This is a genomic window from Pseudoalteromonas sp. SG44-8, from assembly GCF_014164125.1.
Taxonomy (GTDB): Bacteria; Pseudomonadota; Gammaproteobacteria; order Enterobacterales; family Alteromonadaceae; genus Pseudoalteromonas; species Pseudoalteromonas rhizosphaerae.
Genome location: NZ_JACJEQ010000014.1, coordinates 95,097 through 112,610, shown reverse-complemented (window position 1 = coordinate 112,610; position 17,514 = coordinate 95,097). Strand labels below are relative to the sequence as shown.

Below are 17,514 nucleotides of genomic sequence, written 5' to 3'. Positions count from 1 at the left end.
AAATATTGACTTCATCCAATATAGAATATTGCAATATCTCTCCTAAATATGCACAACTTTAGGTCTAAAAATAAATCCTAACAGAGGTAATAGTTAACTTTAGAGCGAAGTTTTTTAATTTGTTGAAATAGTTTTCCTCTTTCGTCGGTCTTTGCATGTGGGCACTAATAATCAATAATCATTTCAAGAGGTCGTGAGTAGGATGACTAAAGTTAAACGCAGTAGGTTGGGTATGCCAGCGATACTTTATCGAGGTAGCTTATTACTAGGGTCGATGGCTGTTTTTGCAACGGCGACACTTTATTTTGCAGGCGCATTTAATCGTGATGCAGTAACAGCACAAAAATTTGTTGATTTGCAGCAAGGTGACACACCACATGCCGGTTTTCGTCGTGCGCATGCTAAGGGTATATGTATAACGGGTAATTTTGAATCAACAGGGGCACTATCTTCTTACTCGATCGCAGAGGTGTTTAAAAAGGGCAGTACGCCATTTTATGGGCGTTTCTCAATTGCAGGTAATAATCCAACCGCGCCAGATTTAAAAGCACCGGTGCGCAGTCTAGCATTTGCAGTAAACAGTGGCACAGTCGATGAATGGCGTGTTGCTATGAATACGCCTCCTGTAATGGCAGTTGCTACACCTGAGGCATTTTTTCAGCAATTGCAGGCATTATCACCGGATCCTATAACAAAACAACGAGACCCAGAAAAAATAACAGCGTTCTTTAAAGCACATCCAGAAAGTAAAGCATTTAATGATTGGAAAGCTGACTATGTGCCTGCCAATAGTTTTGCCGCTGAACGTTATCACAGTATCAATGCGTTTTATTTACATAATGAGCTAGGTGATAAACAAGCTGTGCGTTGGGTTGCGCGTCCGCACAAAGCGACAAATAATGCTGCGATGCTCGATACGTCATCGGCCAACGCACTTCAACAAGAGTTGGCATCACGTTTAGATCAAAACGCTGTTAAATTTGATTTAATTTTTACCTTAGCGGCGTCTAATGATGATGAGAATAATCCAACTATACCGTGGCCCTCAGATAGACAGACGATAAATGCTGGCACATTATCAATCGTTTCTTGGCACAACCAAGAAAACGCAGCCTGTGGCGACGCAAACTTTGATCCGTTGGTGTTACCGCAGGGTATGAGTGCGACAGCCGATCCGATTTTACGTGCGCGTGGTGCCGCGTATGCGCAGTCCTATCGTCGTCGTGCAAAAGAAACATTGTTAGGTGCTAAAGTTAGCGCAACAAACGGAGGTGAATAATGTCAGCAAATAAGGGCTACTCAGCAGGCAGTCGGTTATTACATTGGGTGATGGCGCTGATGTTAATATCGATGCTATTTTTAGGGTTATCAATGGTACAAAGCTTGGCCGTTTGGCAGGTTGAGGCTGTCACCTTACATAAATCTACCGGTATTTTAGCGCTCATTTTAGTTGTGCTGAGATTAATAAATAAAGTGTACAGCTGCACACCTACTTTACCCACTGAGTTACCTAGGTTGCAGCGGTTTGCAGCTCATATCACTCACTTTGGGCTTTATTGCGCGATGATACTGATGCCGCTATCTGGCTGGTTAATGCAAAATGCGGACGGGCGCGTAGTGCAGTTTTTTGGGTTATTTCAGTTACCTAATTTGCTTGACGCTGATATTAAATACTTTGCATTTTTCCGAGAAATGCATGGCATTGTAGCTTGGTTGTTTTTAGCAATGATTTTTATGCACATCAGTGCCGCGCTTTATCATGGTTTAATCAAACGTGATGGCGTTATGAGCGCAATGCTGACAGGCAAAAAGTAGCTGTAATAAAGCTCACTTAGGTATTCATTCCAAGAAAAAGGCCAGTTTTACTGGCCTTTATGCATTTTAGTTTATTCATAGCTGCGGGCTTTTTTGGTTTTAATTACGGCAATATAGCCGTGCCAGCTGGCATAGCTAAGTAGTGGCATAATAACTATAAAACCAGTAGCACCAGTGACAAAACCAAGGGCTACGAGTATAAAAATACATGCAGACCAAACAATCATCGCTGAAAAGTTGGTTTTAACGGCATTCATTGATGACATAACCGCGGTCATTATATCGACCCGTCTTTCCATCATAATTTGTGGAGTAAATGCTGAAATAGCAAATACAGTAACAAGCAAAATTCCGCCGATAATGGTACCTAAAGTTAAAAAAGCGGAGAGTTCTTCAAATGTAGGATTAGCATGACTGGGGTAAAGTGCATGAACTATCGCTGCCAGACGCATCCATATAATCATTATTACCATCAGTAAAATTGCAAATCCCCATTCACCGACCGGATTTCTGAACATTGATTTTAGAGAATGGCTAAGTGTTGGTGTGTGGCCTTTTTCTAGCTCCCAAGCAACATCATAGAGACCTACCGCAAATACCGGGCCGATCAGAGCAAATGCGACACTGGCTGGTAAAACAACTAAGTAGCTGTCAGTGAACACCGCGAAATAGACAATTGCCAGCGGGATCAGAGTGAAAACAATCCCATAAATCAAGCTTAAAATAGGGGCTCTGGCCATATCTTTAAAGGCCAGTGCCAGCCAATGAAATGCTGCAAAAGTGCTGACCTTATTGCACTCTAAACAGCGCGCAAATTCGGAGTGTTTATCTATTGTGTTTGTTGACGGCATAAGGGGCTTCCTCTAAAGGCTACTCTTAAGGTTTAGAACATGTAGCCATTATTTACAAATTTTAAAGAACTTTTTAGCCTGGATTACGAGTACTAATTACTAAATTATTAAAAACTAATTAATTAGTTGATAGATTGAGTTGGGCACGCTATAGTATTTAAAACTAATTAATTAGTAGAACTTTAAAAAGGTTAAATACGATGGCTAGAAATAAATCAAATCAGCTTACCGATGGTGAGCAAAGTATTATGGAAGTGCTTTGGGAAAGTGGTGAGGCGTCTGTGCGCGATATAACAGATGAACTATCAAAGGAAAAAAAAACCGCTTATACCACAGTACAAACGTTATGTAAGATCCTTGCTGAAAAAGGCTACGCCGACTTTAGAAAAGAAGGAAAAGCGTTTATTTACACACCAAAGATTACTCAAAAAGAAGCGCGGCAAAGTGCATTAACTTCGATGCTGAATAAGTTTTTTGGTGGCTCACCTAAGGTATTGGCACAGCATTTAATGCAAGAGACTGACATTGATCTTGATGATTTAGAAGCATTACAGCGTAAAGTTGACCAAAGTAAAGATTAACAAACCTAGAAAAGGACGTCAGGACAATGATGATTGAATATACCTTATTAACAACGTTAGCATTTCATCACCTTGTTATTGGTTTTATACTTTTATTGGGACTTACGTTGATTAATAAATGTGTTCCATCGGGGGCTGAGTTGAAAAGCTGGTTGTGGATGACGACGTTAATTACCGCAACAGTCATCCCTTTTACCTTGATCACAACCGGGAATGAAAACGAAAATACAGAGATCAATACAACAGCGCAAACCATTGCTTCTCAACAAGATCCTAATGTGTTGAACACAGCTAGTACGGGTATTATTAATGAGCCGAATAACAGCTGGCACTTGCCTAGTGAAATCGTATTTAATTTTTCATTTTTGCTAAGTATAGCCGTATTAATCTGGCTTGCAGGCAGCGTTTGGCGAGTATTTACAGTATTGTCATCATATATTCAAACACGCTATTTGATAAGCTCAACAATTGAAAAAGCGCCACATTTATCTGCCCATATTGATACACAGGTTTATACTTCAACTAAAGTATCCTCTCCTTTAGTTGTAGGGTTTAAACAACCTAAAATTATTCTTCCAAAAAGCCTTACCGAGCAACTCAAGCATGAGCAATTACTGGCGATAGTGCTTCATGAAAACGCGCATATTAAACGCAAAGATAACTGGTTTGGTTTATTTCAAGAAGTCATCGCGATTCTATTTTGGTGGAGCCCGGTGATACGCATGCTTAACAAGCAAATTCATGTAGAACGCGAAATAGCCTGTGACTTACGTGCAGTAAATGAAATTAAAAATACTCAACAATATGCGCAATCACTGATTGATTGTGCAAAATTAATGGTAATGCAGCAAAGGAGTGTGCTGGCAATGGGGCTTTTTAGTAAGAAAAAAGAGCTAAATTATCGCATTGGTGCAGTGTTAGAAAATAAGCAATTTAAAAAGCCAAGTATCGCTGTAATTGCTTTGGTGTGTGCAGTGCTCGCTGCTACAACGATTCAAGCAACGCAGGCATTTTCACCCAAAATTAGTATTAAACATACCGTAGCAGATGCCCGACATTATTCACTGTTACCACAATTCGAGAGCACTTTATTAATTAATGCGGTCACGCGTAATGATATTGATGCGATACGTGTGCTGCGAAATGATGGGGTTGATATTAATGTACCAGTGATTGGTGATGGCACTGCGTTAATGATTGCCGTGAAAAAAAATAACAAAATAATGACTCAGGCATTAATTGACTTAGGCGCGGATGTAAATCAGTCATCAAGTGGTGATGGTAACCCGCTGATAGTTGCTGCGATGAATAATAACATTGAATTGGCTACGCTTTTACTTGATAACGGCGCTGATATAAATGCAATTGTACCGCGTGATGAAACGGCCCTTATAAATGCTGCATATTTTGGTTTTTACGATATGAGCCAATTATTAATATCACGGGGCGCTGATGTAAACTTAGCGGTTACTACAGGAGCATCTGATGGTTACCAGCGACGTACCCCCCTTAATCGTGCTCGCACAGAGTCAATTAAAGCGTTACTAATAGCTAATGGAGCACGCCAATGAATCACATATTACTTCACTCGCCCCCCTGAATGCGTTGATCTAACTTGGCTGATGAGCGAATGCAAGTCAGCCTGCGTCAAATTTATTTAAATTACTTCAATTAATTATTGATTGGTTTTCCCCCTACTTTTAGTGGGTCAACCAAACTCGCTCTGAATAAAGGAAAACAGTATGTTTACTCGTTACCAAAGAACAATTATTGAACAAAATGTAAGGGGGCAACATGATATTTAATACCCCCATATTCTTTTGGTTTTTTGCCATTTTTATTTTGTTTTACGGTTTTGTTTTTTTAAAACAAAAACCCAAAGTGTATTTGATTTTAGTCGGCAGCTTAGTTTTTTATGGCGCGTGGAATTATAGTTTTATTCCCTTGCTGGTGGGCAGTGGGGTAGCCGATTACTTTATTGCTCAAGCTATATATAAAGCATCAACGCAGCAACGTAAAAAGCAATGGGTTACGTTATCTGTGGTGCTTAATTTAGGGTTATTAGCGGTGTTTAAATATGCTGACTTTGTACTCAATTCTGTGTCTGAGCTGTTATCTACGCTTGGTTACAATGCCTCCATTGAGACATTAGGGTGGGTACTGCCTGTTGGTATTTCTTTTTATACTTTTCAAAGTTTAAGTTACACCATTGATGTTTACCGTGGCGATATGAAACCACGTAAAGGCTTAGTTGAATTTGTTGCTGCTTTATCGTTTTTCCCACAACTGGTTGCAGGCCCAATTCTTCGTGCAAGTCATATTTTGCCACAAATGCACGCCATCGCCTTGCCTAAGTACACTGCTGTAAAACATGGTTTTTTGCTGATCACTGTGGGGCTGATTAAAAAAACTGGTGCAGATATATTGGCTATCCCTGCACAACATGCTTTTGAGGCAAAAGGCCCCATAAGCACACTGGAGCTTTGGACTGGCGTATTGGCATTTGCAGGGCAGATATACGGTGACTTTTCGGGTTATACCGATATGGCAATTGGTATTGCGCTGATACTCGGTTTTAGTATTCCACTTAATTTTAGAGTGCCTTACTTCGCACTTTCTCCGGTTGATTTTTGGCGTCGTTGGCATATTTCACTCTCGACTTGGTTACGAGATTATTTATATATTTCATTAGGCGGGAACAGAAATAATAACCGCACCCGTAATGTGTTTTTAACTATGTTACTGGGTGGTTTATGGCATGGCGCAGCGTGGACTTTTGTTGCTTGGGGCGCATTTCATGGCGCTATTATCACTGCTACGCACTATTTAGCAGGGCTGAAAATATTTGCACGTTTTAATCAATCCAATGCACTGTTTGTAACTTTTATTAAGTGGGCCATCACGTTTTATTTAGTCCTTATAGGTTGGGTGTTTTTTGCAGCCAACGACTTAACTTCTGCCATAGATATTATTACTAATTTACATGTATTTAATTCAACAATAGCAGCTGGAAGCAACGCAATGACTATTTTTGTAATGACCAGTGTGTGGGTATTACTTGTACATATTATGGATTTTTACGTAATAAAGGGCGCTGACAAGCTGGAAAATAAACCCTGGTTATTTTGGCTGTTAATGATGTTAGGGCAAGGGGTATGTTTATTTATCGGGGAGCCAAGCAATGAGTTTATCTATTTCCAATTCTAATCATCAAGGTAGAGTAGCAATGACATCACAAAAATTATATGGAAAGTCGATTCTTGTTATTGGCTTATGCATGGCTTTCGCACTTGTCGGTATTCATCTTATTTTGCATGGGATGGGAGCAAATACTCAAGGCGCAATAGCAAGGGTTACTGAGTCACGTGCAGCTTTGCCACAAATAGTGAAAGAACCAAACGATGTTGTGATGTTTTTTGGCTCATCAATGACGCGTGCCGGATTTTCGCCACGAAAATTTGATGCTGATTTAGCGCAGCGGGGTAAGCAAGTTAAATCATTTAACTTTGGCTTTGGTGGGCTAAACCCGTACTTTCAAGATTTTTTATCACGACGTATTGCGGATGAATTTGTCAAAGAAGATCGCAAAATAAAGCTAACCATGATTGAGTTTAATCCTTTTCAAACCACGCAAACGCGCTGGAGCAGAGCGACCCCAGTTTTAGACTCATTTTTAACTTTACTCGCTAATGATCAGGAGTTAATGGTAATTGCAAAAAATGATCTTACTCGTGGCGTACGATTATTCAATATAAAATATTTGCGCGGCAATATTTCAGCTGAAATGATCACCAGTTTTTTGGGTCGAGAGATGTTTCCACCTAAATCGCATCAAACGTTTAAAGATGATGATGAAACTATTGCGCAGCGTCGCCGCTTAGGACGTTTACTCGGTGAAAAATTTGTAGAAGAATATCCTAATTATAAGGACGCAGAATGGAGCTATGAATGGCAAGGGGGCGGTACAATCCCACAAGAGCGATCAGCAGAAACGTTAGCTATATTTAACGACTATTACCACGTTACGCAAACTGATAACGAAATGAAAAACGATCGCCTTAGTCGTATTCGCAGTGCAGATATAGAGCAGCTTCATTTTCAACCATTATTGGTTACGCATTTTATTAATATTGTAAAAAACTTTCAACGTGTATCTGAGAACGTTGAAGTGATCATGCTGCCAAAAAACAGTAAGTGGATAAAAACAACACCAGAGGCTGAAAAACGTTTAGCAGAAGTAATAGCGCAAATAGAGCAAGCCACTGGTATTAAAATGAAAAACCATCAAAATATACCGCAAATAACCCCGCAAATGTACCGTGATACCACGCATTTATCGCGTTATCGTGGCGATATTGCTTACACAGATTATCTAATAGAGCAGTATCAAAGTTTGTTTTAGTTTTTACTGTGGTTAGACTGAATAAGTTAAATGCATCAGCGGGTGAGAAAAATGACTACACGTTAACTTATCACGTTGATGTTTTTCGCCATTATTTGGTAAGAGTTGTTATTCAATATTGTTTTTTTAAAAAGTTTAAAGCTTAAGTTATTGATTATTAATTGTTATTTACATGGCTTAATATTTGCTGAATGAGTGTAACTTAATTAGGAATAGACACTCATGCTATTAGATATTCAATCATTACGTCATCAATATAATAAAAGCAAAGATGCAAAATGCGCAATTAATACATTATCTTTGCAAGTTGAACCTGGGATTTTAGCCTTGTTAGGCCCTAATGGAGCTGGAAAATCTAGTTTGATGAGAATTCTGGCTACCATTACTAAGCCAACACAAGGTGTTATTTTATGGCAAGGCCAAGATATTGTTAAATCACCACAATTGTTACGCAAAGAGCTGGGCTATTTACCTCAATATTTTGGCGTGTATGAACAACTGTCGGGGTTTGAATTTTTGCAATATATGGCAGGGCTTAAAGGGCTTGAAAATGCACATGCCAATAGTGTTATTGATGATTTGCTGAATAAGCTTAATTTAACCCACGCCGCACATCAGCCGCTAAAAGGTTACTCTGGAGGCATGAAACAACGCATTGGAATTGCGCAGGCGTTATTAAATGATCCTAAATTATTGATCATTGACGAGCCGACGGTTGGTCTTGATCCGCATGAACGAGCCAACTTTAGGCAGTTATTGACTGAGCTTGCGGCGGATCGTTGCATTATATTCTCCACGCATATAGTGTCAGATGTTGAATCGATTGCGGACCGCATTGCCATTATGCGCGGTGGCGCACTTATTCAATCAGTAACAGCGAATGTATTACAGCAAAAAGTGGCTGAAAAATGTTGGACATTAACGATTGAACCATCGGATCTGAAACAGATCCAGCATGAGTATATTGTTAGCCACAGCATTCGAAAAGAAGGAAAGCTTGAATTAAACCTTGTTGCGGATCATTGCCCTGATTCTAAAGCCACGGTACGGGCGGCATCACTCGAAGATGCTTACTTGTATTTTACTAGCGAGCAACCAGCACCTCGCAGCGCAGCGAGGATCGGTTAATGAAACAGATTTGGCAATGTATGGTCGCTGACTTTAAACAACGCACACGACAACAAAGTTATATGGTGACCTTGTTGGCTATGTCTGTATTAACGTTATTGTATTTTCCGTCCCCTGATGCGCAGTACCAAACACTAGTGATTAATGGCTACCGCGGCATTTATAACAGCGCGTGGATTGGTGTATGTTTAGCTATGCTAAATGTTATGTTCTTACCAATTATTTGCTTTTACTTGGTTAAAAATGCACTTGAGTTAGACAGGCAATCAAAAACGTGTGAGCTTATTGCAGCAACGTCGATTAGCAAACAGGCTTTTCTATTCGCTAAGTGGGGGGTAAATATACTGATTTTACTTTCAATTGTATTGGCGATGTTGCTCAGTAGTGTATTGATACAGCTTTATTATGGCGAAAGCTATCAGGTTGATGTGTGGGCACTCGTTTGGCCGCAATTAGTGTTTGTTTTACCTTTGTTATTAGCAATTGCATCAATCGCTATTTTATTTGAGTCGATAACGTGGCTCAAAGGGGGGTTAGGTAATGTGGTATATTTTTTCTTGTGGGTTGGCTCGATAACGCAAAGTATTGAAGGAGTATCAGGCATTGGTGCAGTGCTTGAAAGTTTAGATATAGAGGTTGCTGCGCGTTTTCCAACAGAGCAGGGTGGTACCAATGTTGGCATAACAGCTAGTGAATCTGTAAAAACATTTGTTTGGCATGGGTTTGAGCCAAGTGCTGTGCACTTCCAAGGAATGTTGCCTTTATTGATAGTCAGCTCAATAGCTCTAAGCTTAGCATTTTTATTTTTTGATCGTTTTAGTAATGGCTCAATGAACGAGATTAAAAAGCAATGGCGAATAGTTAGCGTAATTGAAAAAGTCACAGGAATACTCGATAGAATATTTGTTGGCGCAACTAAGTCATTCGCTGTTACACGCTTATTACGATTAGAGTTTAAGTTAATGCTTAAAGGGCAAACAAATCTGTGGCTCATCGGATTGGTCATTTTGAATGTGTGCCAAGTTTTTGTTGATCAGAACCTGTTGCTGAGTCTTTTTTTACCTATGTCATTGTTGTGGTGTGTATTGGTTATATCGCCGTTAGGGCAGCTAGAGAGGCAAACAAATACTATTGAAATTATGGCTTATAGCAAGCAATCACCGCTATTACAAAGTATGGCTAGTTTCAGTGCTGGTTGGGGATTGTTAGCCTTTGCCTGTATAGGCAGTATTGCGCGGTTTGTAGTCATAGCTGAGTGGTTGTTGCTGGTGCAATTGTTTGTGGCTATTTCGTTTATGGTTTCGTTGGCCTATTTTTGCGGTACATTTACGCAGTCAAAACGAATGTTTGAAGTTGTGTTTCTAGTCATTTGGTACATAGGACCTCTGCAAGGTGGACTATATTTAGACTTTTTAGGGGTGAACAGTCAAGCGAGTTGGGATGCAGGAATGCCTTATTACTTTTTGGGTATTGCAGTTGGGTTATTAATGCTAACGGTAAGTATTAGACAGACGCGTTGACTTCTATAGCGAGGTACTGGGAGGGTTGCAATCAATACCTTGCTTTTATTTAGCAAAAGCTGGCTTTGGGTCATTTGCGCTAAAAGCTTAAGTTATTAAGTTAGTTAAATTTTTTTATAAGCAAAAGTAACTCAGCGGTTGCGCTGGCATCAGCGAGTGCTCGGTGATGGCTTGTCAGGTTTAAGTCAAAATGCGCACTGAGGTTACCTAAAGAGTATGATTTTAAACCAGCAAACGCTTTGCGAGATTCAACCACAGTACATAATTTGGGCATTTTAAAGTGGATACCTGCCATTTCACATTCTTTACGAATAAAGCCGTAATCAAAGTTTACATTGTGAGCCACAAAAATAGTGCCTTTTAGTTTATTAAGTAAAGTCTCAGCTATTTCAGTAAAGCGTGGTGCAGTTGCTACCATTGCGTCATTAATACCGGTTAAAGACACTATAAACTTAGGAATGCGCATTTGCGGGTTGATAAGTGTTGACCAAGTATCAATTACTTTGCCGTGTTGCATTTTAACTATGCCAATTTCGGTGATCCGATTGCCGCCTTTTAAACTACCAGTGGTTTCAATGTCGACCACGCTGTAAATACGATTGGGATCATTAACCCATTTTACGGCCGCAATGTGTACATTGAATCCATTATTTTTGAGGCAATCAATCGTTGTTAGCTGATTACGTCTTAATTTATCACCTGGGGCTTTTACTTCTTCAAAATGGAGTTTATTACCATTTAGCACCATCAAATCAGGGTAACCATCTTTAAGCTGCATAAAGCGCATGGTCATATTCTTTAAGTGACTTTTTAGCGCTGCTAATGAGCTATTTAAAATCAGCACTTCTAATGGTCGTAATAGCTCGCTATGCCAGCGAAACAGCCCATTAGCTTGCTCAAAATAACGGGCGGCACTTTTACAAACGTGTTTTAGTAAATCATCCGGTGTTTGCCAGTTTGCTAGTAGTGCTTCAATTTGTTGGTGTTGGGTATGATAAAAGCAGTCGGTTCTCAATGATTGTGGAAACATATCAAACTCATTGCAAGGTGGGGTGGGAGTATCTATATAAAGCTCGCGCCAAAAAACTAAACCAAAAAGGCTCTGCCAAAGCGTATTTTCGGTATAAAAAACAGTTAACCCTTGTTGAGTGTAGTGTTCTGTAACACCTTGCTCTACATCGTTTCGATAAACTTCGTCAATTTCAATAACACATTGCGTATCGGCGAGCATTGCACTTAAGCGAGAGCGAGTTTGCTTGTTAAATTTACGCATTAAAAAGTCATCAGCAAAATACAGTAAATCATCAGTGAGCGGATCTTCGATGATGGTTTCAAGCTGGATTTTTACCCACTCTTTATTACCTTGGCGGTATTGCTCGCGTATTTGTAATTCAGTTGCTTCAGCGCTATTTTCACAGGCATTTAAAAGTGTAAAACACAGCTCAATATTATATTTTTTTAGTTGTTGGTGAAGTCGTAAAAGGAGCTTGTTTTTAAGGTTGACTGCTAATGTACCTTCGGCCGGTTGATTAATAAGCTCAATAGCTAAAGCTTGATATTCGTCATCACTTTGCGCGCTTTTAAATGCCATGCGATAACGATTTAGCGCGTAGTTAGATTGCGCCTCTTCACGTGTATCAAAGCGAGCTAAACTTACTGTATGGTTTTCTCGTGTGGTTCTTAGGCCCAAATCACGCAGTACAAAGCTATTTTGATGGTTAATATCACCAGTGCTTAAGCGGCCTATGTATAGAAATTCAAAGTATTCATACACAGCAAAGCGGTTATTAATAACAAACTGGTTATAAAGGCAGGTTAAATGTTCCGGCTTAGTAGCAAAAAAATCGCAAGTCTGTGCTACCAGTTGTGCTTTAGTGACGCTTTTTTTAATACTAGGTTGGATATCGAAAGGCGCGAGTAGTGCTAGCAATGCGGGTTTAGTTAGATGTGCGAGTACGTGTTGATAGTCGGTGTAATTTGGATGACTAATGAGCTGTGCTGTTTTTAGCTCTTCGAGTGCCAGTGCAGGGCTGTCTATTTCATTATAATTAAGTGTGGTGATTGCTACGAGTAAAGGTTTACGAGAATAAATGCGTGCCAGCATGCACTGGCCTTGCTCAGTAAGTCGGTTTGCTTTATTAATGAAATCGACGTGTTTTTGCTCTAATAAGTGTCTGCATTGAGTGTCGATAAATGTTATTAGCTCTTTAAAGTGGGCTAAATAATATTTTTCGGGTAATTCTTTTTTCATAACACACACCGTAACTGTATAAAAAAACAGTATCTAGCATTTGCTTTAAGTAATCAAGAGTCGGTTAGTTGTTTTAGAATATCAGCCATAACTTGATTGTTATATTGATGGACGATGCGTTGACTCTTAAAAAGCTGTGGTAATTCAATTAACAAAACGACGATGATTAAAAATACGCCAAAGCTATAAATAGTGAGTATGCCAATTAGCATCAGCGTTAAATTCACCGCACCACGTTGAAATCTACCTAAGTAAAAGTGGTGTAAACCTGCGGCAAAAAACCAATTCAGTACCGCATAAGTATCAGGGTCTTTAACGAGACGCTTTTCTTGCTGGTAAAATAGTTTACGCTGTTCAGGGGACAATGCATTTACTTCTGAACGAAGCTGCTCTTCTTGAGCATTTAGTTGTTCTGATGTCATGGCATTAATAAGCCTCAAGGAAGTGGATCGGATTTTACGGTTACACAGTCGGGGTTATTGCAACGCCGTATTCTTTTTACGCCAATAAACAGACCTTTCACTAGCCCATATTTAGTAATTGCTTGATGAGTAAACTCTGAGCAGGAAGGACTGAAATTACAACTAATATTAAAATGTGCCTTAGCGCCGCCATTTTTTTGATAGCGGCGAATTGCACTAAGCGTCATTGCTTTAAGCACGGTTTCTGCCTAACGTTAAGATCACAGCTTCGCGTGACCAAAATAGCAAAAAACGTTTGCTTTCGATAACCTGAAATACCAGTTGCCAGCCATTTTGTGCTTCATCATTAAGTGTTGCTTCTAGCCTTTTAAGTGGTAACCCGCTCGAACCTAGCAGCAATGTGCCACAGCCACCCTCAACAACATGCAATACTTTATATTCATTAAAATTAGACATCGAGTTTCCTGTAGTTTGTTTTTTTGATAGATAATTCTGTGATTTTAAAAGTGATACCTGAGACTAACCAGATATGATTTTCAACCTAATATAGCTGATTTTTTTCGCATTTACTTAAAAAGCAGCTGTTTTTCGATTTTTTTCGCAACTTTTTTCTAAGCCGATTTATCAACGCTAGGACAGTTACTTAGGGTCACTTAGCTCTCTTCATTTTAGCCTATTCACAGTTTGTCAACCTTGAATTATCAGTTCCATTACTTTAACCTTTATTTTTATTGAACGTTCAATTAATAAAAATATGCCTAAAGTTGGAATGGAACCTGTCCGTCGTCAGCAGTTAATTGACGCTACTATTAGTTCGGTTGCTGAATTTGGCTTACAAGCAACAACCATTAATAGTATCAGTAAAAAAGCAGGATTATCGTCGGGCATTATTAGTCATTATTTTGGTGGTAAGCAGGGCTTGATAGAAGCCACTGTGCGTTATTTATTAACCAATCTAAAACACGAGCTGATCAAACAAGTAACGCCAACAACGACCCCTGAGCAAAGGTTAATGCTGATAATAGAAGCTAACTTTGCCAGATTACAACAGCGCAGCGATACCACTAAAACTTGGTTAAGCTTTTGGGCGCAATCGATGCACGATGTTCAGTTGCATCGCTTACAGAACGTAAATAGCCGACGACTTCTTAGTAATTTAGTCAGCTCATTTAAACAATTGATGGGTGATGATGAAGCCAAACTTGCAGCGCAATTATGTGCGGCAATGATCGATGGCTTATGGTTAAGAGCGGTACTAAGTAAGTCTGATCAAGATCAATTTGCACATTGTGAACAGCTAGCAAAAAACTTTGTATGTTCACTTATCAAACAGTATGGAGCTTAATGTGACAACACCTGTTTATCAAAACTTTATCAATGGTCACTTTTTAAAAAATCAAAGTGGCGAAACATTTGCAGTTAAAAACCCAGCAACAGATGACGTAATTTATTATGTAGAAGTGGCAGATGCGTTTATTCAAAATGCGGCTATTCAAAGTGCTAAACAAGGATTTGCTGCATGGTCAACTATGAGTCCGATTGAACGTAGTCGTATCTTACTAAAAGCGGTTGCATTATTGCGCGAGCGTAATGATTTACTTGCAAAAATAGAAGTGCTAGATACCGGTAAACCATGGCAAGAAGCCGAGTGTGTTGATGTGCAAACTGGCGCTGATGTAATCGAGTATTTTGCAGGGCTAGCACCTGCCCAAGTTGGCCAGCAGCAAATGGTTGGCGAAGATTTTTATTATACCCGTAAAGAGCCATTAGGGATTTGTGCCGGAATCGGTGCGTGGAACTACCCGCTGCAAATCGCTTGTTGGAAATCCGGCCCAGCTTTGGCTGCCGGAAATGCATTTATTTTTAAACCTTCTGAAGAAACGCCACTTGGCGCAATTAAGCTTGCCGAAATATTCATCGAAGCGGGTGTACCAGCGGGTGTGTTTAACGTGGTGCAAGGTGCAGCAGAAGTCGGCCAGTGGTTAACACAATCAGCTGATATTGAGAAAGTATCGTTTACCGGCGAAGTAGGCACAGGTAAAAAAGTAGTTGCTAGTGCTGCGGGTTCATTAAAAGATGTCACCATGGAACTTGGTGGTAAATCACCACTGCTAGTATTTGATGATGCCGATATTTCACAGGCAGTAAGTGCTGCAATGTTAGGTAATTTTTATACGCAAGGTGAAATTTGCACTAACTGCACCCGTATTTATGTACACAAAAATGTTTATCAGCAATTTATTGATGAGCTTAAAACACGCACTGAAGAAAATATTATAGCGGGCGATCCACTCGATCCTAACGTTAACTTTGGCGCATTAATTTCCAAAAAGCATCAACAATTAGTGATGAGCTATATCGATAAAGGCATCAGCGAAGGTGCAGCGTTATTAACGGGTGGTAAAACACTTAGCCCAGCCTCTGCACCCAACGGTTACTTTGTTGCACCGACGGTATTTATTGATTGCACTGATGATATGACGATCGTCAAAGAAGAAATCTTTGGTCCCGTAATGAGCGTATTAACGTTTGATGACGAAGATGATGTAATTCACCGTGCTAACGATACTCACTTAGGCCTTGCTGCAGGCGTGTTTACCAAAGATATTAAGCGCGCACACCGTGTTATTCATCAGCTGCAAGCAGGTATTTGTTGGATCAACAGCTACGGCAATTCGCCAGCAGAAATGCCTGTGGGCGGTTATAAGCAGTCAGGTATCGGTCGTGAAAATGGCATTGAAACACTTGATCATTACACCCAAACTAAATCGATTTATGTCGGTATGACTAATATAGAGAGCCCATTTTAATGACTGCACTAACGTATGATTACATCATAGTGGGTGCAGGGTCGGCGGGCTGTGTACTGGCTAATCGTTTATCCGAAGATAGCCGCAACCGCGTTTTACTATTAGAGACTGGCGGCAGCGATAAAAGCATTTTTATTAAAATGCCTACCGCGCTATCAATTCCGATGAATTCAGATAAATACGCGTGGCAGTTTCATAGTGAAGCTGAACCGTATCTAGATGATCGTCAAATGCACTGCCCGCGTGGCAAAGTGTTAGGTGGCTCATCATCTATCAATGGCATGGTGTATGTACGTGGCCATGCTAAAGACTTTGATGAATGGCAACAACATGGTGCACAAGGGTGGGATTATCAATCCTGTTTACCGTATTTTCAAAAAGCAGAATCATTCTATTTAGGTAAAAACGACTATCGTGGTGATAGCGGCCCTTTGGGTGTGAACAACGGTAACGAAATGGCGAACCCGCTTTATAAAGCCTTTATCAAAGCGGGCCAGCAAGCCGGATATGCAGCCACTGACGATTATAACGCAGCGCAGCAAGAGGGTTTTGGTCCAATGCACATGACCGTTAAAGACGGTGTGCGCAGCTCTGCAAGTCGTGAATATTTAGACCCAGTGAAGTCACGTAAAAACTTAGTTATTGTTACTGGTGCGTTGGCTGAAAAGGTGTTGCTTGAAGGTAAAAAAGCCGTTGGTGTGCAGTACAAAGTTAATGGCGATATTGTTAAAGCAAAGGCCAGTAAAGACGTTATTTTAAGTGCCGGTCCGATTGGTTCACCGCATTTATTGCAACTTTCTGGTATTGGCGACAGCGAAATACTTAAAGCAGCGGGTATCGAGGTTAAGCACCATTTACCCGGGGTTGGGCAAAACCTGCAAGATCACTTGGAGTTTTATTTCCAGTATAAGTGTAAGCAGCCAATTACCTTAAACGGCAAGCTTGGCCTTATTTCAAAGGGCCTTATTGGCGCGCGTTGGTTATTAAACCGCAGCGGTCTTGGGGCGACTAATCATTTTGAATCTTGTGCATTTATTCGCTCAAAACCGGGGGTTGAGTGGCCTGATATTCAATATCACTTTTTACCTGCGGCAATTCGTTATGACGGTAAAAGTGCTTTTGATGGCCATGGTTTTCAGGTCCATGTAGGGCATAACAAGCCTAAAAGCCGCGGTGCAGTAACAATTAAATCGGCTGATCCAACGGTTGCACCTAAGATCCAATTTAACTATTTACAGCATCAAGATGATATTGAAGGGTTTAGAGCCTGTGTGCGTTTAACGCGTGAAATCATTGAGCAAAGTGCGTTTGATGATTACCGCGATGGCGAAATCCAACCAGGTAAAGAGATTCAAACCGATGAACAAATAGATGCTTTTGTACGTCAGGCAGTTGAGAGTGCTTACCATCCTTCATGTTCATGCAAAATGGGTGAAGATGAACTGGCAGTAGTAAACTCAAACACTCAAGTACATGGCATTGAGGGACTGCATGTGGTGGATTCATCAATCTTCCCAACGGTTCCTAACGGAAATTTAAATGCGCCAACCATTATGGTGGCAGAAAAAGCGGCTGATCTAATTTTAGGTAAGCCACCACTTAGTAAATCGCAAGCAAAGGTTGCTGTTGAATCTCAATGGCAAACTGTGCAGCGTAGTTCGGAGATCTAACCAGGCCACCTGGGGTACATTTTGTACCTTGGGGCTTGCAGTGGCGCGCATCATAAGTTGTTTG

General features: G+C 40.3%; 16 protein-coding genes. 11 read left to right on the top strand and 5 right to left on the bottom strand.

Translation table 11 applies throughout. From position 1 onward, the window contains the following. Nucleotides 1-232: 232 nt before the first annotated feature. The gene (locus H5163_RS12775; RefSeq protein ID WP_182735281.1) at nt 233-1,279 is read left to right on the top strand and encodes a catalase family peroxidase; all 1,047 of its coding nucleotides are present in this window, start codon (nt 233-235) and stop codon (nt 1,277-1,279) included. Further along, the gene (locus H5163_RS12770) at nt 1,279-1,815 is read left to right on the top strand and encodes a cytochrome b (RefSeq protein WP_145240782.1); all 537 of its coding nucleotides are present in this window, start codon (nt 1,279-1,281) and stop codon (nt 1,813-1,815) included. The genes H5163_RS12775 and H5163_RS12770 overlap by 1 nt, the downstream gene beginning before the upstream one ends. Nucleotides 1,816-1,886: 71 nt before the next feature. Here the strand turns inward: H5163_RS12770 and H5163_RS12765 are convergent, their stop codons facing one another. After that, nucleotides 1,887-2,666, bottom strand: a complete 780-nt coding sequence (locus H5163_RS12765; RefSeq protein WP_145240784.1) for a DUF2189 domain-containing protein — start codon at nt 2,664-2,666, stop codon at nt 1,887-1,889. Between the two features lie 200 nt (nt 2,667-2,866). On the opposite strand from H5163_RS12765, the gene H5163_RS12760 reads away from it, so the two are divergent. The 6 genes from H5163_RS12760 to H5163_RS12735 all read left to right on the top strand — a co-directional run bounded on the left by H5163_RS12760 (nt 2,867) and on the right by H5163_RS12735 (nt 10,297). Then, nucleotides 2,867-3,247, top strand: coding sequence for a BlaI/MecI/CopY family transcriptional regulator (locus H5163_RS12760; protein ID WP_145240786.1), 381 nt, complete (start codon nt 2,867-2,869; stop codon nt 3,245-3,247). A gap of 26 nt (nt 3,248-3,273) precedes the next feature. Then, nucleotides 3,274-4,818, top strand: a complete 1,545-nt coding sequence (locus tag H5163_RS12755) for a M56 family metallopeptidase (protein ID WP_182731137.1) — start codon at nt 3,274-3,276, stop codon at nt 4,816-4,818. A 223-nt stretch (nt 4,819-5,041) separates the two neighbouring features. Next, nucleotides 5,042-6,454 carry an MBOAT family protein gene (locus tag H5163_RS12750; RefSeq protein ID WP_145240790.1) on the top strand — a complete coding sequence of 471 codons (1,413 nt, stop codon included), beginning with the start codon at nt 5,042-5,044 and terminating at the stop codon, nt 6,452-6,454. Between the two features lie 19 nt (nt 6,455-6,473). Then, a complete protein-coding gene (locus H5163_RS12745) occupies nt 6,474-7,649 on the top strand; it encodes a hypothetical protein (RefSeq protein WP_259399814.1) in 1,176 nt (391 codons plus the stop codon). 222 nt (nt 7,650-7,871) lie between these two features. Beyond that, nucleotides 7,872-8,777: an ABC transporter ATP-binding protein gene (locus H5163_RS12740; RefSeq protein WP_182735279.1), complete on the top strand. Its 906-nt coding sequence runs from the start codon at nt 7,872-7,874 to the stop codon at nt 8,775-8,777. Next, a complete protein-coding gene (locus H5163_RS12735) occupies nt 8,777-10,297 on the top strand; it encodes a hypothetical protein (protein WP_182735278.1) in 1,521 nt (506 codons plus the stop codon). Before H5163_RS12740 ends, H5163_RS12735 begins: the two co-directional genes overlap by 1 nt. Nucleotides 10,298-10,397: 100 nt before the next feature. Here H5163_RS12735 and H5163_RS12730 read toward each other — a convergent pair whose 3' ends face one another. The 4 genes from H5163_RS12730 to H5163_RS12715 are packed head-to-tail and all read right to left on the bottom strand — an operon-like array spanning nt 10,398 to nt 13,426. Next, on the bottom strand, nt 10,398-12,548 hold the full coding sequence (locus H5163_RS12730; protein WP_182735277.1) for an exonuclease domain-containing protein: 2,151 nt from the start codon (nt 12,546-12,548) through the stop codon (nt 10,398-10,400). Nucleotides 12,549-12,601: 53 nt separating this feature from the next. Continuing rightward, nucleotides 12,602-12,970 carry a TM2 domain-containing protein gene (locus H5163_RS12725; protein ID WP_182718001.1) on the bottom strand — a complete coding sequence of 123 codons (369 nt, stop codon included), beginning with the start codon at nt 12,968-12,970 and terminating at the stop codon, nt 12,602-12,604. A 14-nt stretch (nt 12,971-12,984) separates the two neighbouring features. Further along, nucleotides 12,985-13,197, bottom strand: a complete 213-nt coding sequence (gene yidD, locus H5163_RS12720; RefSeq protein WP_220491300.1) for a membrane protein insertion efficiency factor YidD — start codon at nt 13,195-13,197, stop codon at nt 12,985-12,987. A 4-nt stretch (nt 13,198-13,201) separates the two neighbouring features. Then, the gene (locus H5163_RS12715) at nt 13,202-13,426 is read right to left on the bottom strand and encodes a DUF4177 domain-containing protein (RefSeq protein WP_145240804.1); all 225 of its coding nucleotides are present in this window, start codon (nt 13,424-13,426) and stop codon (nt 13,202-13,204) included. A 298-nt stretch (nt 13,427-13,724) separates the two neighbouring features. Here H5163_RS12715 and betI point away from each other — a divergent pair, with 298 nt between their 5' ends. From betI to betA, 3 genes are read left to right on the top strand one after another with little or no spacing between them, the layout of a single operon-like run. Continuing rightward, nucleotides 13,725-14,315, top strand: a complete 591-nt coding sequence (betI, locus tag H5163_RS12710) for a transcriptional regulator BetI (RefSeq protein WP_145240806.1) — start codon at nt 13,725-13,727, stop codon at nt 14,313-14,315. A gap of 1 nt (nt 14,316) precedes the next feature. Next, complete coding sequence (gene betB / locus H5163_RS12705; RefSeq protein WP_182735276.1) at nt 14,317-15,780, top strand: betaine-aldehyde dehydrogenase; 1,464 nt, start codon at nt 14,317-14,319, stop codon at nt 15,778-15,780. Then, the gene (betA, locus tag H5163_RS12700) at nt 15,780-17,450 is read left to right on the top strand and encodes a choline dehydrogenase (RefSeq protein WP_182735275.1); all 1,671 of its coding nucleotides are present in this window, start codon (nt 15,780-15,782) and stop codon (nt 17,448-17,450) included. Before betB ends, betA begins: the two co-directional genes overlap by 1 nt. The last annotated feature ends 64 nt before the right edge of the window (nt 17,451-17,514 follow it).

Bases quoted from the DNA above. Each gene is read 5' to 3' on its own strand.
- H5163_RS12775 (WP_182735281.1), top strand. From the start codon at position 233: ATGCCAGCGATACTTTATCGAGGTAGCTTATTACTAGGGTCGATGGCT.
- H5163_RS12770 (WP_145240782.1), top strand. From the start codon at position 1,279: ATGTCAGCAAATAAGGGCTACTCAGCAGGCAGTCGGTTATTACATTGG.
- H5163_RS12765 (WP_145240784.1), bottom strand. From the start codon at position 2,666: ATGCCGTCAACAAACACAATAGATAAACACTCCGAATTTGCGCGCTGT.
- H5163_RS12760 (WP_145240786.1), top strand. From the start codon at position 2,867: ATGGCTAGAAATAAATCAAATCAGCTTACCGATGGTGAGCAAAGTATT.
- H5163_RS12755 (WP_182731137.1), top strand. From the start codon at position 3,274: ATGATGATTGAATATACCTTATTAACAACGTTAGCATTTCATCACCTT.
- H5163_RS12750 (WP_145240790.1), top strand. From the start codon at position 5,042: ATGATATTTAATACCCCCATATTCTTTTGGTTTTTTGCCATTTTTATT.
- H5163_RS12745 (WP_259399814.1), top strand. From the start codon at position 6,474: ATGACATCACAAAAATTATATGGAAAGTCGATTCTTGTTATTGGCTTA.
- H5163_RS12740 (WP_182735279.1), top strand. From the start codon at position 7,872: ATGCTATTAGATATTCAATCATTACGTCATCAATATAATAAAAGCAAA.
- H5163_RS12735 (WP_182735278.1), top strand. From the start codon at position 8,777: ATGAAACAGATTTGGCAATGTATGGTCGCTGACTTTAAACAACGCACA.
- H5163_RS12730 (WP_182735277.1), bottom strand. From the start codon at position 12,548: ATGAAAAAAGAATTACCCGAAAAATATTATTTAGCCCACTTTAAAGAG.
- H5163_RS12725 (WP_182718001.1), bottom strand. From the start codon at position 12,970: ATGACATCAGAACAACTAAATGCTCAAGAAGAGCAGCTTCGTTCAGAA.
- yidD (WP_220491300.1), bottom strand. From the start codon at position 13,197: ATGACGCTTAGTGCAATTCGCCGCTATCAAAAAAATGGCGGCGCTAAG.
- H5163_RS12715 (WP_145240804.1), bottom strand. From the start codon at position 13,426: ATGTCTAATTTTAATGAATATAAAGTATTGCATGTTGTTGAGGGTGGC.
- betI (WP_145240806.1), top strand. From the start codon at position 13,725: ATGCCTAAAGTTGGAATGGAACCTGTCCGTCGTCAGCAGTTAATTGAC.
- betA (WP_182735275.1), top strand. From the start codon at position 15,780: ATGACTGCACTAACGTATGATTACATCATAGTGGGTGCAGGGTCGGCG.